General features: G+C 41.6%; 12 protein-coding genes and 1 riboswitch. Of the genes, 10 read left to right on the plus strand and 2 right to left on the minus strand.

The window, feature by feature from the left end; translation table 11 throughout:
* Positions 1–15 precede the first annotated feature (15 nt).
* Positions 16–189: a hypothetical protein gene (locus DYI25_RS15260; protein WP_213370406.1), complete on the minus strand. Its 174-nt coding sequence runs from the start codon at positions 187–189 to the stop codon at positions 16–18.
* Positions 190–352: 163 nt separating this feature from the next.
* Positions 353–439: riboswitch (cyclic di-GMP riboswitch) on the plus strand.
* 83 nt (positions 440–522) lie between these two features.
* On the opposite strand from DYI25_RS15260, the gene DYI25_RS15265 reads away from it, so the two are divergent.
* A complete protein-coding gene (locus tag DYI25_RS15265; protein WP_213370408.1) occupies positions 523–6,153 on the plus strand; it encodes an OmpL47-type beta-barrel domain-containing protein in 5,631 nt (1,876 codons plus the stop codon).
* A 57-nt stretch (positions 6,154–6,210) separates the two neighbouring features.
* Here the strand turns inward: DYI25_RS15265 and DYI25_RS15270 are convergent, their stop codons facing one another.
* A complete protein-coding gene (locus tag DYI25_RS15270) occupies positions 6,211–7,014 on the minus strand; it encodes a hypothetical protein (protein WP_213370410.1) in 804 nt (267 codons plus the stop codon).
* Positions 7,015–7,192: 178 nt separating this feature from the next.
* On the opposite strand from DYI25_RS15270, the gene DYI25_RS15275 reads away from it, so the two are divergent.
* The 9 genes from DYI25_RS15275 to DYI25_RS15315 all read left to right on the plus strand — a co-directional run bounded on the left by DYI25_RS15275 (position 7,193) and on the right by DYI25_RS15315 (position 15,594).
* Positions 7,193–9,589, plus strand: a complete 2,397-nt coding sequence (locus tag DYI25_RS15275) for a hypothetical protein (protein ID WP_213370412.1) — start codon at positions 7,193–7,195, stop codon at positions 9,587–9,589.
* On the plus strand, positions 9,586–9,882 hold the full coding sequence (locus tag DYI25_RS15280) for an EscU/YscU/HrcU family type III secretion system export apparatus switch protein (protein ID WP_213370414.1): 297 nt from the start codon (positions 9,586–9,588) through the stop codon (positions 9,880–9,882). Before DYI25_RS15275 ends, DYI25_RS15280 begins: the two co-directional genes overlap by 4 nt.
* A 54-nt stretch (positions 9,883–9,936) precedes the next feature.
* Complete coding sequence (fliS, locus tag DYI25_RS15285) at positions 9,937–10,362, plus strand: flagellar export chaperone FliS (protein WP_213370417.1); 426 nt, start codon at positions 9,937–9,939, stop codon at positions 10,360–10,362.
* Between the two features lie 24 nt (positions 10,363–10,386).
* Positions 10,387–12,261 carry a flagellin gene (locus DYI25_RS22620; protein ID WP_213370418.1) on the plus strand — a complete coding sequence of 625 codons (1,875 nt, stop codon included), beginning with the start codon at positions 10,387–10,389 and terminating at the stop codon, positions 12,259–12,261.
* A 92-nt stretch (positions 12,262–12,353) separates the two neighbouring features.
* Entirely contained in the window at positions 12,354–12,791 is a 438-nt protein-coding gene (locus tag DYI25_RS15295; RefSeq protein ID WP_213370420.1) for a YaaR family protein, read from the plus strand.
* Positions 12,792–12,899: 108 nt separating this feature from the next.
* Positions 12,900–13,265 carry a flagellar protein FlaG gene (gene flaG, locus DYI25_RS15300; protein WP_213370422.1) on the plus strand — a complete coding sequence of 122 codons (366 nt, stop codon included), beginning with the start codon at positions 12,900–12,902 and terminating at the stop codon, positions 13,263–13,265.
* 17 nt (positions 13,266–13,282) lie between these two features.
* A complete protein-coding gene (locus DYI25_RS15305; protein WP_213370424.1) occupies positions 13,283–14,833 on the plus strand; it encodes a flagellar hook-associated protein 2 in 1,551 nt (516 codons plus the stop codon).
* Positions 14,834–14,854: 21 nt separating this feature from the next.
* Positions 14,855–15,256 (plus strand): flagellar export chaperone FliS, encoded by a 402-nt coding sequence (gene fliS, locus DYI25_RS15310; protein ID WP_213371240.1) that lies wholly within the window; start codon positions 14,855–14,857, stop codon positions 15,254–15,256.
* The gene (locus tag DYI25_RS15315; protein ID WP_213370426.1) at positions 15,256–15,594 is read left to right on the plus strand and encodes a flagellar protein FliT; all 339 of its coding nucleotides are present in this window, start codon (positions 15,256–15,258) and stop codon (positions 15,592–15,594) included. The genes fliS (DYI25_RS15310) and DYI25_RS15315 overlap by 1 nt, the downstream gene beginning before the upstream one ends.
* Positions 15,595–15,626 lie beyond the last annotated feature (32 nt).

Genomic DNA, 15,626 nt, shown 5'->3' on the forward strand with positions numbered 1-15,626 from the left:
AATCCCGTAGGGCAGCTAAGCTGTCCGAAGTGCCCGGCCCCTGATTACAGGGTGAAGATATAGTCTATTCTGCAACTGAAAGGTGCAGTCGCAAAGCAAGCGAACCAACAACCACAAGGAGTTCTTCAACTTCTTCGTTAATATCTCAAGATGGCCATCTGTAAGACGGCCATCTTTTTTATTTATCATAATAAAGTTCACCTTTCTTTAATAAAACAATCCTCAACTGGTTTCTAGTTTTTAAAGTTACTATCTAGTAAAAAAAGAATGGATATATTAGAAATATAGGTGAAATAAACTAGAAATTTCCTGTTGTTTAGTAGTATAATAGACTAAAACTCACAGTTATCCAAAGTGAAAAAGGCAAACTATAGGAAACTATAGGACGCAAAGCCAAGGGCCTGTTCCATGTTTTTATGGATGGCAGCCGGTTGCCACAAGGAATCATAGTCTGTTTACCTATGAACCTTGTTTAAGGTTCTTTTTTGTTTGGATTCTGTCCGAAAGGCGGGACGATTTTTAATGGAAAGACAGTTTTACAGGAAATTGACTATTCTTGCATTATTCCTTATGTTTTCTCAAGTTTTTTATCCACTTGGTAATGCACTAGCTTCAACAAGTGTTCTCCCTCCTAGTAATCTGGCAGCCCAACTGGTTACCCCAGATGATGTGAAACTCACATGGAGTGGAGTATATGGTGCGACTGGCTATAACATATACGAAATTACAGAAGGCCAACTAATATTACGTGATAAAACTACAGCTACGAGTTATAACTTTAATAATCTAGCAGAAGGATCGTACAGGTATGTGGTTTCAACACTTAGTGCAGAAGGAGAATCCGGACCTAGTGCTCCTGTATCTGTCGGTATCGTTTATCCTGAGATGGTTGGACCGACCACTCTTTCCAAGGCAGTATCCAACGGAAATGATATTACTTTAAGCTGGCCTGCATCAACATATGCTGACCAATATCATATTTATCAACTTTCGGATGATGGCCAAAAATCTTTAATTGCATCACAAACATCAAGATCATATAAGATTACCAATGCTCCTGAAGGAAGCTTTACCTATGCTGTAACTGCGTCCAACTCCTTGTATGGAGAGTCGGAGCTTTCTCCGTATGTAAAAGTGGATATTGTATATCCAACAATGAATGTTCCAAATAACTTTAGTTATACGATAACAAATGGAAATGATGTAACCCTTAAATGGGATACAGTCTCATATGCAACAGACTATAAAGTATATGAGATTACTACAGAAGGAAAAGTTTTAAGAAACACAGTTGCAGGTACAACGCTAAAATTTACTAATGCTCCAGCAGGTGAATACGTCTACGAAGTTCACTCGAACAGTGACCGGTTCGGAGAGTCAGCAGAGGGTAGCCGAGTGTCAGTCACTATTGGTGAAATTGTCATGACAGCTCCTGAAAATTTCATCTATGAACTTAAGAACATTAATGATATCTATCTGAAATGGGATAGTGTTGCCTATGCAACCGGCTACAATATCTATGAAATAGTTAACGGGGAAAAACTATTAAAAAGTGAAAAAGTGACTGGTACAAGTATTACATATTTAAAATCAGAAGCAGGGAATCATACTTATGTGATTCACTCGTTTAGTGACCGATTTGGCGAGTCTGACGAAGGCAGCCGGGTAGACTTATCTATCGATCAGGTAACGATGGAAGCACCAGCTAATTTTACACATGAAATCCAAAATGGGAATGATATCGTTTTAAACTGGGAAACCTCTCCAAATGCTACAGGGTATAAAATCTATCAGGTAGTGGATGGTCAAAAGGTATACAAAGCAACTGTTTCAGATACTTCTTACACGTTCGCAAAAATGCCAGCCGGTGAATACACTTACGAAATTCACTCATACTCAAGCAGATTCGGTGAATCCCTAAAGGGGAGGCAGCTTTCAGTTACACTCGTACTACCAGTAATAAAAGCCCCTTCCAATTTAAAAGAGACTATCATAAACGAAACTGATTTCACTTTAACTTGGGACTTAGCTGAATATGCGGATAGTTACAGGATATATCAAATGGTTGATGGTCAAAAAAAATATGTTGCTGCTGTTAGTAATTCAAGTAAAGGATTTACAAGCATGCCGTCTGGAGAGTATACATATATCGTTTACTCATACTCCTCTCGTTTTGGTCTATCAGACGAAGGGTCACAACTGACGTTTACCTTAAAAGGAAAAACTATGCTTCCTCCTGAAAATCCTGCTTATACAGTCACAAATGGCAATGACATTAAGCTCAATTGGACTGCTGCAGAGAATGCAACAGGATACAAAGTATACCAGGTAGTAGGCAGTGAAAAGGTTTTAAAGAAAACAATAACCGGAACGGTTACAAGCTTCTTAAACTTACCTGCTGGCGATTATCATTTTGTCATTCATTCAAACTCTACACTTTTTGGTGAGTCGAACGAAGGTTCTGACCTGAAATTCCAATTGGTCCATCCAGTGATGGAAGCACCTGTGGAAGTAAACCAAAGTGTAAGAAATGGCAATGACCTTGTTCTAAGCTGGACAGAGGTTGAATATGCAGACAACTACAAAGTATATGAAATAGTTAACAATGAGAAAGTATTGAAGTATGAAGGTTCTGCATTAGCAAAGGTTATTTATAAAGTGCCAGCAGGAAACCATACTTACATAGTCCATTCTTTCAGTAACCGGTTCGGAGAATCAATAGCAGGTAAACAATTAACGGTAACTATACAAGACTACACTATGGATCCACCTGAGATTACAAATCAGACTGTTACAAATGTTAATACTCTAAAACTCGAATGGGCACCTGTTGGATATGCAACAAAATACAATATATATGAAATTATTAACGGAGAAAAAACACTCAAAACTACAGTAACAGGTACTACCGCAACAATTTTTAATATTTCTGAGGGAGAACATTACTACCAAGTTCATTCTTTTAGTGATCGATTTGGCGAGTCACCAGAGGGTACTGCAGTACCAGTTGATATTGTTTTTCCCGAAATCAAGTCACCGGAGAGCTTAAATAACGAAATTAAAAAGGGTAACGATGTAGTTTTAAGTTGGTCAGCTACTGACTTTGCTACAAATTACATGGTGTATGAACTGATTGGTGAAGAGAAAATACTGAAAACAACTGTTGCAGGTTTGACGACAACACTGGTAAATGTTTCAGAAGGGAACCATACTTATATTGTTCATACTTATAGTTCAAGGTTTGGAGAATCTCCAGAAGGGAACAGCCTTGTAGTTTCTGTTATATATCCAACAATGGAGGCTCCTGATAACTTTTCTAATAGTGTTACAAATGGGAATGATGTTATCTTAACATGGGAAAAAGCTGATTATGCAACGAACTATAAAGTCTATCAGATTGTTGATAATCAAAAAGTTTTAAAAAGTACTGTAACTGGTACTTCTGTAACATACGAAAATCTTCCTGAAGGTAATTATGAATACGAGATACATTCGTATAGCAACCGTTTTGGTGAATCACCAGAAGGTAAATCATTAACCCTTGAAATGGTTCACCCGATCATGCAAGCGCCAGAAAATCTGACACACACCATATCAAATGGAAATGATATTACACTTAACTGGAGTGGCGCTTCGTATGCCACCGGTTATAAAGTGTTTCAAATAATCAATGGTGAAAAAGTTTGGAAGAAAACAGTCTTCGGAACTTCAGTAAGTTTCACTAATATGCCTGAAGAAGATTATGAATTCGAGGTTCATTCATTTAGTAATCGTTTTGGCGAGTCCCTGGCAGCCTCTGAGTATTCTTTTAACCTGGTCCATCCAACAATGCAGAAACCGGAAAATTTCTATCAAACGATTCTTAATGGAAATGATATCAGGTTGCGCTGGAGTGCAGCTGAATATGCAACTGGTTATAAGATTTATCGTATAACCGATGGGCAAAAAGAATTAGTAAAGACTTTATCAGGATTAATCACAACCTTTGTCAATATGCCAGAGGGAGACTACCAATATGAGATTCATTCCTTTAGTGATCGATTCGGCGAATCACCGGAAGGTACAAAGCTAACTTTCAACCTAACATGGCCTGAAGTGGAAACACCAGTTTTGTCTGGAACAATTTTTAACGTAAACAATATTACGTTGACCTGGCCAGCAACAGCCTGGGCAGACGAATACAGGGTTTATCAGATAACAGATGGTAATAGAGTATTAGTTACTAAGGGTACATCAAGAAGTGTTAAAGTATATAATTTAACTGAAAAAACTCATTCATTCGAGGTAGTTTCCTATAATACTCGCTTTGGAGAATCCAAACCTTCGAATCTGGTGACAGAAACAATTGTTTACCCTGAGATGGAAACACCTAAAGCAAACTTGATTTTGCTAAGTGACACTAGCGCAAGAATCTACTGGGATTTTGTTACTTATGCAAATGGGTACAATATTTATGAAATCATTGACGGGAAGCCAGTACTTGTAGCTGAGAAAGTCAATAATCTGTCATATACATTGACAAACCTTTCGTACGCTAACCACCTATACTATGTAACCTCCTACAGCAACTCGTTCGGTGAGTCCGATCCATCCGAAACGGTACTAGCAAAGTTGATCATCGACGAGGAAGCACCTGTCACTACTTTGGATGCTTCTGCAGATTGGACTAACAAAGTCGTGACGGTTAATTTGTCGGCTACAGACAATGAAACTGGCGTAGATGCGACATATTATTCTATCGACGGTTCAGACTTTGTTAAAGGCACGACTTTTACAGTAGAAGATGAAGGAGTACACAAGGTATCTTTCTATTCGATTGATAAAGTAGGCAATAAAGAGGAAATTAAATCTACTGATGTTAAAATCGACAAGACTCAGCCTGAAACATCTTCGGATCTCAGTGATAACTGGGCAACGGCAGATGTGGTGGTTAAGTTATCTGCAGCGGATCAGCTGAGCAGTGTGGCTAAGACATACTACTCTGTAGACGGAACTGAATTTGCTGAAGGTGATACGTTTACAGTATCAGGCGACGGAATTCACAACGTGAAGTTTTTCAGCGTTGATCATGCAGGCAATGTTGAAGATGTTCAATCTAAGACAGTTAAAATTGACAGCCAGACACCAATGACAAAGTCCAACATTGAAGATAAATGGTATCAAGATGTAGTAACAGTCGAACTGACTGCAACAGATGACTTAAGTGGAGTTGCTGCAACTTACTATTCATTAGATGGTTTGAATTTCACTGAAGCTACTGAGATCACGCTTGAAGCTGACGGCATTTACAAAGTTTCCTATTACAGTGTCGATGAAGCAGGCAGCATTGAAGAAACTCAAACGCAAACTGTTAAAATTGACAGTGAAGCTCCAGTAACCTCGGACAATGTATCGGATATTTGGTACAACGCCGATGTTGAAGTAGTATTGAGCGCCAAGGACAACTTAAGCACAGTTGACAAAACATACTATTCTATCAACGGCTCAGTGTTCATTGAAGGTACAAGCTTCGATGTATCAGAAGAAGGCATTAATGAGGTTATGTATTACAGCGTTGACAAAGCTGGAAATAAAGAAGAAGCAAAAACAACGCAGGTTAAAATCGATAAATCAGCACCAACGATTTCTGCGGACCTGCAGGAAGAGTATAAACTTGGTTCCGATTTCACCATTTCATACACTGCAGCCGATGAACATTCTGGCGTTGCTAGCGAAGAAGTGACGATCAACGGTGTTGCCTATAAAAATGGCGATACAATGACTCTAGACAACCCAGGTGTTTATACACTAAACATCAAAGTAACTGACCATGCTGGCTGGACAACAACAGTTGAAAAGGAATTTGTCGTCTACATCCCGGCAACTCTTGAGGTGCTGCCGAAAGTCATTAAAGGCAACAAGGGCATCTTTACAGTCAAGGCGAACCTTCCGGCCGAATTTGCCCGTTCTTCATTCGATGTTCCGACAGCGACATTGAATGGAGTGGCTCCTAAGGTTGATAATAACGGCTTGTTTAAACAAGCGGATAAAGGCCATTTCAAATTCGAACGTGAGGATTTTGACTGGAAGCCGGGTAAAGTAGAATTAGAATTCAGAGCATATCTTGATAATGGTTACCTTGTGGTAGGTTCGACTATTGTCGATGTAAAATAAGCAAACAGCAAAGGCCCCTCGAAATGAGGGGCCTTTCTTTTTAATCTTCGGGATACATTACATGATTCTGGCAGCTTCATCATTAAGGTTCATCAACTCTAGCTGATTTTGCAAATATTGTTTGAGGTCAATGTTATCAAAAATCAACCCAAATGATTGGGCATCGCGAAGGAACTTTAATTTTGCCTCCGGTGGAGCTGCCTTAAAAAATTCCTCAACCTGATTCAGCTCTAGATTTTGATCTCTGCTTACTTCCATTATCGGATGGCTGCTGCTGCCAGAAATCGCACTGGCAATTCCTATTCCATCACCTGTTTCAAGTGCAGTCGCTTCCGATCGATCCTCTTTCAAACTCTTATAATATACAAGTAAATCCTCAATATGCTCCAAATTAAACGCATTTTTAAAAATGTTCCTTACTTCTTGGGAAACTGGATCATCAGAAGCATTCGCTTCAGCCCTTTTAAAGTCATCTTCTGTTGAATTCATATCGAGTACTTCCACAGAAGCAGGATAGGAGTATATAAGCTTAAAAAAATCACTTAAGTTCCGTGCGACGATTTTTACCGGGTCATCAAAATCCATTGGTGATACCCGGACAATATATGACTCCTCTAAATCCTCGACCAATCCAAAATCGGTGAGGAAGCCGAAGTGGATGCCATCCGAACCAGGACGGGCAAAAGTAATTAAATCAATTGGTGTGTTCAGATAACGCTGGTCTACCTCGTCTAATGAAAAGTACAAACCAAATAAATCCCCGTAAGGCAGCAGGTCTCTTTGTTCAAGTTCCTTTTGCAAATCAATTAGCTTTATTAATGTCTCTGGAACAGCGTATTTCCCATAATTGCGATTAACCACTGAGCCACTCTCCAATAATTCATTTTACCTTTTATTATTCTCCAGACTCCTAGCCGTTCCTTCCCGCCTGGCTTAAAAGATTGCAAACATTCCCAGCAATCTAGTCATATATTCACATTCAAAAAATCAGATAGAAGCCGATACAATTAGTAGATTTATATGTTCGGAGTGTGTTGAGATGATACAGGTAACAAATCATTCGGTTTCAAGACAGATAAATGAAAGCACGACTCGGATCAATACCGGCGATGTTACACCGGTGCTGATCAAGGATAGAACCGGAGCGAATGAGGCGACGGTGATCATCAAGGGCCAGGAGTATAAAGCTCAGTTTGAAGGCTCGGTGCCTGCTTCAGACCGTACCCTGGCTGAAGTCGTCGGAATGCCTGAAAAAGGAAAGGTTGTATTACGCCAGGCAGATATGCCCTCGTCTCTACAACGTCCAGAAGTCCAAACCATTGATACACGTCTTACTAAGGCTGGAATCGATCCAGCTAAAAACATAGATTTGAAGAATGCTGTGAAAATACTTGATGCAAAGTCTATTTCTTTATCAAAAGACAGTCTTCAAGTGTTGCAGAAATTCATGAATGAAGCACCTGGAACCATCCAGGAAAAAATTGAAACGGTAAAAGTGATTGCCCAAAAGAGCCTGCCGGTGACAGCTCAGCATTTAAAGTCCATCCATTCGGCGATGCATGGACCTGTACTAAAAAATGCGCTGCTCGAACTTGCGGCAGGAAATGAAATGAAACTTGATTCCCCACAGCCAGCAGCTAAGCCAGAAACATCCCAGACGGCGCCTGGGAGGCAGGCAGCAAACGGCAGTGCACGCCCTTCAAATATAGAACATGTACTGCAGCAAGTTAAGAACGGGCCCATCCCTGCAAAAGAAATTCAAAGAATTGTTGCTGAAGCTGGAAACAAGTCCAATCCAGAAGTACAGACGCTAAAACAAGAGATCCTCAAGGCTTTGCAAATCCATGAAGCTGGGACAGAGCGCATCAACCAGGCCAATGCAAATCAAGATAAAACCAAAGTGGCGCAACTGGTGGCAGATGGCCAGAAGCTGCAGCAAATTTCAGCCGCAAGGCTTGCCCAATCACTGGGAAGCCTGGTTACTCTCTTAGAGGCAGATAAAGAGCAAATTAGCCAAAGTCTATTAAACTTTCACTCTTCTATTAAAGATGCCCAAAAAGAATCTTCCGTTGAAAAGATGCTGCAAAGTATTGGCCAGGCTATTGAAAGTTTTGAAGATACACTCGATTTAACACAGTTAAAGTCTTCTTTTGAAAAAGCACACCTGCTATCGGAGCAAGGAAGGGAGCTTGCAGCCCGAAAAGCAGTAGCAGAGTCCGTCAGCCAGCTCGAGAAGCAGCATCCGATTTTACAAAAGAATGCGGACCCGCATGCATTGACAGATGCTGAACAGTACGCAATCAATGAATCACTTCAAACACTGGGACTCCAGTCGAAGGCCATTTTGGTTACGGAAATCTCCAAAAAACTCTCGCAGATGGCGATCGATTTTAAAAAAATCAAGCAGGATATTACAAGGAATCTGGATAATATCTCGAGCCTGATCGAACAAAGCGGCAGCAAGGTTACGGCCAGGCAGATGCTTGATACGACTATCAACAAGCTCGATAATGCCATATTAAAAAGCAATTTCATGCTGTATACAGATATGCTGACTGAGAAAAAAATGCTGAATGCCAGCTCCCGTTTGAATGAAGCGAGAAACCTTCTGGCGAAAGGCGATTTCAGTCAGGCAAGCCAGATTGTAAAAGAAGTGAAAACAGTCCTTGATCAAATCATTTTTAAGCCGTCGACTACAAGAGTGCAGAACTTCGTCAGTGAACAAAGCTTCTTAAAGTCTGCGCCAACGATGGATGAGCAGCTGGCCTATAGCATCAAGCAGGCAGTCAGGCCGATGCCTGACCAGGATTATTCATCTCGCCAGGTGTTTGAATCACTGAAACGATTGGGCCTGACACATGAAAATGATGCTGCAAACAATCTGGTGTTCGGTTCAAAAGGGAATCAAGAGGAACTTAGTCCTAATGTTAAATCGCTGCTGATCAAAATGAGCCAGGAAGGTGAAGGGCAGGCAAAAGCGGAACAGGCCCTTTCCAGCCTGACTGGCCAGCAGCTGCTGAATAAGCAGGATTCAGCAGGAATGCAAAACCTGTTCATGCAAATGCCTTTCCTCCTGAATCAGAAAATGGAAAATATCAAGGTGTTCATCAACTCCCAGAAGTCCGGGGGAAAAATCGATTGGGAGAATTGCAGCCTTTATTTTGTCCTTGAAACAAAGAAACTCGGTGAGGTGGGCATCCTTGTTACGGCACAGAATCGCAATATCTCGATTACTTTTAACAGCAACAAGGAAAACCTTGAGCAAAAGCTTACGCCATTAACAGAAGTGTCAGCGGAACGCTTGCAGGAGATAGGCTATAAGCTTGAGGGCCTGAAATCGAAGAAGCTTGCAGAGGCTCAACCTGAATCAAATGGTGAAGAGAAACAGAGTTTAACCCCTGCTTTTACAGAGAAAGGGTATGATTTCACAATATGAATAATCTTTATTTTAACCAAATCAATCGCAGAGTGGCGAACGGGCCTTCTGCGGCTGTTATTAAATATGACGAGGAGCAGGGGAAATCTCCGACGGTCGTTGCGCAGGGAACTGGTGCAGTGGCTGAAAAGATCATCGAAATGGCAAAGAAAAATAATGTCCATCTCCAGGAAGATTCCTCCCTGCTGCAGGACCTGCTTGATATCGACCTTGGGGATTCCGTACCCCCGCAACTATACGGAGTCGTTGCCGAGATTTTTATTTTGCTGGAAGAATTAGAGAAAAACTATTAAACTTCGGCGGGTATTGCCGATAAATACATTAGTTACCATTTACGGAGGTATAAGATGGAGGCACTGACAAAAGACGTCATCTTTAAGAAAAGCCCCCAGGAGCTAACGGCCCTCCTTTATGAAGGGATCATCGATAACCTGGAACAGGCAATTGAGCTGATCAATGATAAGTCCTATGTGCAGGCAAATGCCAAGCTGCAGCGGACAAATGATATTTTACATAGGCTTGGAGTCGGGTTGAAGTATGAGGCTGGACCGATTGGCCAGCAGCTCGACATGCTGTATAACTATATGGCTGACCAAATTATCCAGGCGAATTTGAGAAAGGACACAACCCTTCTCAGAGAAATGATCAATCTAATCCAACCCATCGCCCAGGCATGGAGCGATGTTCTAAGGAAGAAAGTGAACGTATCTCAATCCAGTACTGTACGAAAAGTGACAGCATATGAAAACAGTGTAATGAGGGTTCAAAATTAAAGAGAGATAGAGGGAGAATAGAAAATGAGAATCAACCATAATATTTCCGCATTGAACGCATACCGCAATTTGGCGGTTAACAATACAAACACAGCGAAGAGCCTCGAAAAATTATCTTCTGGTCTTCGCATCAACAAAGCTTCCGATGATGCAGCAGGTCTCGCCATCTCTGAAAAAATGCGCTCGCAGATCCGCGGCCTGGAAATGGCGGAAAGAAATGCACTGGACGGCATCTCTTTGATCCAGACAGCTGAAGGGGCACTATCTTCTTCCCATGATATTTTACAGCGTATGCGTGAGCTTGCCGTACAGGCAGCAAACGACTCTTACACAGATACAGACCGTGCTGAAATCCAGAAGGAAGTAAACCAGTTGACTTCCGAGCTTAATAGAATCGGGAATGCGACTGAGTTTAACAGTGCATCTCTTCTGAATGGAAGCAGGATGAACACTCTATCCACAAATGGAAAAGTATTTGCAGATGGAGCGGGAAGCAAGTTTGATGATGTGACGGGCATGGACCTTACAGTCGGCAGCGAGCTTGAGCCAGGCAGCTATACAATCAATGTGTTCAAGTCGCCGGCGGGGGCATTGCTAGCGAATGGAGCAGAAACAGAAGTGGTTGAACTTTCTGCTAGTGATTTGACGATTACTGGCTCTGCAACACCTACATTTACTGGAAATGGCATAACTTATGACCGTGGCCAGGGAAATCCGGCACCAGCTCTGAATGATACAATCACTCTTGAAATGCTTGACGCTGCTACTTTTAGCGTGAAAGACAGCTCAGGCACAATCAATGATACTTACACAATCGGAGAGCAATATAACAATCACGGAATCTCTTTCCGCATTGAAGATGCCTCAGGATTCGTGGCAGGAAATAAAGCCGAATTCACTATTGATGCTGAGTCAGGCACTGTAGGTACGCTGCAGCAAGGATTCGCAGCAGCGAATACAGGTAATAATGATGTAACATTTGTGCAGCCAATCATGGTTACCACTGCAGCAGAAGCTGGCGATTGGAACCTTACAAAGAATGGTGCTGACTGGCTAGTCAAATTCACACCAGCTGGCGGAAGCACTCCTACAGTATCGGATACAGTGGGTGAAACGGGGCTTTATGACAATCACGGTATCTCATTCCAGTTTGCATCTGCAGATATGGCTGACGGAGATAAAATCACTTTCAGTACAACTGGAGCTCAGCCATTCTACAAGTATTCAGTAGAAATGGGCGGCGTTGAACAGGTAGTTGCACCAAGCGTTGCTGATGGTGTAGAACCGATTGTAATGGCATTCGATGTAACTGAAGGGTTAAGCTTGAACAGCCTTGGTTTAAAAGAAGGATCGTTCAGCTTCGAAATCCAGGAAGTAACAACTGGCAAGGATGGCTCATTGAACTTCCAGATCGGTGCGAATGCAGGACAGTCAGTTACTCTGGAAGTTAATGATATGCGTGCAAAGGCATTGAAGGTCAGCGCTGACACTGCCGGAGAAACTTCTGTCACTTTGCAAAATGGAACACAACAAAAAGTTTGGTACACAACTGCTGCTGATGTAAATGATGGAGTTTCCGCTGAAAACACAGAATTCGCAGTAGACGTAACTTCTCATGAAAAAGCTCAGGCTGCGATCACGGTATTCTCTGATGCTATCCAGCAGGTATCATCCGAGCGTGCGCGTCTTGGATCGATTCAGAACCGTCTTGAGCACACAGTAAACAATCTGAGAACAATGACTGAGAATGTGACATCTTCCGAATCACGTATCCGTGACCTTGATATGGCAAAGGAAATGTCAACATTCACAAAGAACAACATCCTGAACCAGGCTGCACAGGCAATGCTTTCACAGGCAAACCAGATGCCTCAGGGAGTTCTTCAGCTTCTTAAATAATATCCATAGGAGAGAGGCAGTAATTGCCTCTCCCTTTTTATGTTAAATATCGGCTATAATGGAATAAATAGATTAGTATAAGGGTGTGTACGATGGATATACAACGTGTTACCAAAGCTTCGGTCAATAAAACTGGAATGAAGGAGCAAGTCGCCAAGGATTCAATCTCATTCAGTGAAGTAGTCAGCCAGCGTCGCACGGATGTTACTTTTGAACGTTTGAGCAAGAAAATGAAAGAAATTGAGGATCAGGGAAAAAAACTGGTGGATACCAGGTCAGTCGAGAACCTGAAAAAATATAAAAAACTCGTTAAAGATTTCATGGAAGACGCGGTAAAAAACGGACTTGAGTTAAAAGAGCACCGGGGCTTCAGCCAGCGTGGTTCTTCAAAAGTTTACAAGCTTGTAAAAGAAGTGGACAGCAAACTCATTGACTTAACTAACAATATCCTCGATAAAGAGAAAAAGGGAATTGATTTGTTGGGACTTGTTGGCGAAATCGAGGGTATGCTCATCAATATTTATACGTAATGCTTTCTCCGTGCGAGGAAGCTTTTTTATTTTTCACAAAAAGTTAAAGAGTTGTGGCGAACAGGCCGATATATTAAATATAATATGCGCTTTAGAGGAGGCAATAGCATGATTAACCGTCTCTCTTCAGATACACCTGGTACATACATCTACGAAACGATTAAGACGAAAATTGATAACATCGGTGCGCAAGCCGAACCCGAAAAGAATCCGGGCCCTATTCCTGCTGAGGAAGGGATACAGACTGTTCCAAAAGAAAAACTTGAAGGTGTAGTTGAGGGGCTGAATAAATACCTTTCACAAAGCCAGACTTCATTAAAATTCCAATATCATGAAAAGTTGCAGGAATACTATGTAACTTTAGTAGATGAAAAAACAAAGGAAGTTGTCAGGGAAATCCCGCCGAAGAAAATGCTGGATTTTTACGCGGCAATGACGGAATTCCTAGGACTAATAGTAGATAAAAAGATTTAAAGGCAGGTGCAGAATTTATGGTAAGAATCGGCGGCCTTGCAAGTGGCATGGACATCGACACGCTTGTAGGCGACTTAATGAAAGCTGAAAGAATCCCGTTGAACAAGCTGCATCAGAAGAAACAGATAATTGAATGGCAGCGAGACGATTACCGGGCGATGAATAAATTGCTCGCAGATCTTGATAATTTTATATTTGATGGCGTGTTTCGCCAATCAACTTTTTCGAAGAAGACAGTGACAACTTCGAATGAGGCAGCGGTTTCGGTAAGGAATATTAATGCCACATCGAATCTCAACTCGAGCATAAGTGTAAATAGACTTGCTGAATCAGCAAATATGGTCAGTTCCTCTAGAATTGGGAACACAAATTTTGATCCAAATGGAAAGTTAGCAGACCAGAAGGATAACTTCGTCACTCCTTATAATACGGCTGACACAAAAATCTATATTGAAGCGATTGGCAAGGATGGCAGCATGCCTGCAGCTCCAGTTGAAATTACAATTGATCCAGCAAATGATTCATTGAATTCTGTCATTAATAAAATCAATAATTCCAACGCTGGAGTAGTTGCTTTCTACGACTCAGTTGAAGGTAAAGTCTCCATTACAGCTAAAAACTCTGGGGATAACACAGCAGGTGCTGAAATAAAGCTTTCTGGCAATTTCCTGACAAATCAGCTCAATCTTGATACAGACAGTGATATTGCAGCAGGAGCATCAAGGGGAAAAGTGGGAACAAGCGCTGAATTCACGATTAATGGACTCACTACTACACGTCCAACCAACACCTTCGTCATCAACGGATTCGAATACACGTTGAAACAAACAACAGGCACAAACACTGTTACGGTCAACTCAGCCACTGATGAAGAAGCTGTTTTTAAATCGATTACCGATTTCGTTAATAAATACAATGAAACTATCGCTGGAGTCAATTCAAAGGTAACCGAGGAACGCTTCCGTAAATATCAGCCGCTTTCTGATGAGGAAAGGGAAGGGATGACTGAAAAGCAAGCGGAAATGTGGGATGAAAGAGCGAAAAGCGGGATGCTGCGCAACGATTCCATTCTCTCTGGTACTTTGAACAAGATGAGAATGGACCTTTACGGCAGAGTTGGTAATGATACTGATGCTGTTAATGATAACTACGATCAGCTGGCTGAGATAGGCATCACCACTTCCAAAAACTACTTGGACAGAGGTAAGCTTGTAATAGATCCAAACAAGCTTCGTGAAGCAATAAAAAATGATCCAAATGCAATCTATAAACTTTTTACAAACGAAAGCACAGTAGAAAGTGAACAAGGAATCGCCAGAAAATTAAGGGCAACCATTAAAAATACGATTACAACTATTGAAGGCCGTGCCGGCAACGCAATGCGCACAAATGCGCAGTTTACGCTGGGCAGGAACCTGTCATCGATTGATAAGCAAATCGATCGTTTTGAAGACCGATTGATAAAAGTTGAGGACCGCTACTGGCGCCAATTCACAGCAATGGAAAAGGCGATCCAGAAGGCGAATGAGCAATCGGCTTACCTGATGTCGCAGTTCTACAGCGGCTAATGCTAGAAAGGGCGTGGAATGATGGCAATACCAAATCCATATCAATCCTATAAGCAAAACTCCGTCAACACAGCCTCACCGGGAGAATTGACTTTAATGCTTTATAACGGATGCTTGAAATTTATCCACCAAGCGAAAAAAGGGATGAGTGAAAAGAACATCCAAGAAAAAAATAATAGTATCTTGCGAGCCCAGGATATTATCCGTGAACTGATGGTCACACTTAATCCTGATATTGAGGTCGGAAAGCAGATGTTGAGCATGTACGATTACATGCTTAGAAGGCTTGTAGAAGCTAATATTAAGAATGACCTTGAAATTTTGGATGAAGTTGAAGGCCTTGTGACGGAATTCCGTGATACTTGGAAGCAAGTCATCCAAATTAACAGACAAAAGCAATTCTCCCCGGACGGAAGAGTGTAATGAGCCCGTTAGAGAAGTTTTATGAAACAACGGCAAAGCTCGTCCAGGTGCTTGAAGGTACATTCGACCGGGATGAAAAAATTCTGCTCCTGGATAAGCTGCTTGCCGAGCGGGATGTTTTATTAAAAGACATCAAACGTCCGGAACCTGAGGAAGCAGTGCTTGCTGAAAAGGTGGTCAAGCTTAATCAAAAGCTGGACATCCTTTTAGTTAAGGAAAAAACACTTATCCAAAAGGATTTGAAGGATTTAAAGAATCACAAGGAAAAATCGGACAGGTACCAGAATCCATACGCTTCCGTATCCGTTGATGGAATGTTCTACGATAAACGCAACTAAACCGCCTATCCGGGCGGTTTTTTAGTTTTCGG

Origin of the sequence: Mesobacillus boroniphilus (genome assembly GCF_018424685.1) — a bacterium.
Classification (GTDB): Bacteria; Bacillota; Bacilli; order Bacillales; family Cytobacillaceae; genus Mesobacillus; species Mesobacillus boroniphilus_A.

Coding starts and splice junctions, on each gene's coding strand:
- DYI25_RS15260 (WP_213370406.1), bottom strand. CDS start 189: ATGATAAATAAAAAAGATGGCCGTCTTACAGATGGCCATCTTGAGATA.
- DYI25_RS15265 (WP_213370408.1), top strand. CDS start 523: ATGGAAAGACAGTTTTACAGGAAATTGACTATTCTTGCATTATTCCTT.
- DYI25_RS15275 (WP_213370412.1), top strand. CDS start 7,193: ATGATACAGGTAACAAATCATTCGGTTTCAAGACAGATAAATGAAAGC.
- DYI25_RS15280 (WP_213370414.1), top strand. CDS start 9,586: ATGAATAATCTTTATTTTAACCAAATCAATCGCAGAGTGGCGAACGGG.
- fliS (WP_213370417.1), top strand. CDS start 9,937: ATGGAGGCACTGACAAAAGACGTCATCTTTAAGAAAAGCCCCCAGGAG.
- DYI25_RS22620 (WP_213370418.1), top strand. CDS start 10,387: ATGAGAATCAACCATAATATTTCCGCATTGAACGCATACCGCAATTTG.
- DYI25_RS15295 (WP_213370420.1), top strand. CDS start 12,354: ATGGATATACAACGTGTTACCAAAGCTTCGGTCAATAAAACTGGAATG.
- flaG (WP_213370422.1), top strand. CDS start 12,900: ATGATTAACCGTCTCTCTTCAGATACACCTGGTACATACATCTACGAA.
- DYI25_RS15305 (WP_213370424.1), top strand. CDS start 13,283: ATGGTAAGAATCGGCGGCCTTGCAAGTGGCATGGACATCGACACGCTT.
- fliS (WP_213371240.1), top strand. CDS start 14,855: ATGGCAATACCAAATCCATATCAATCCTATAAGCAAAACTCCGTCAAC.
- DYI25_RS15315 (WP_213370426.1), top strand. CDS start 15,256: ATGAGCCCGTTAGAGAAGTTTTATGAAACAACGGCAAAGCTCGTCCAG.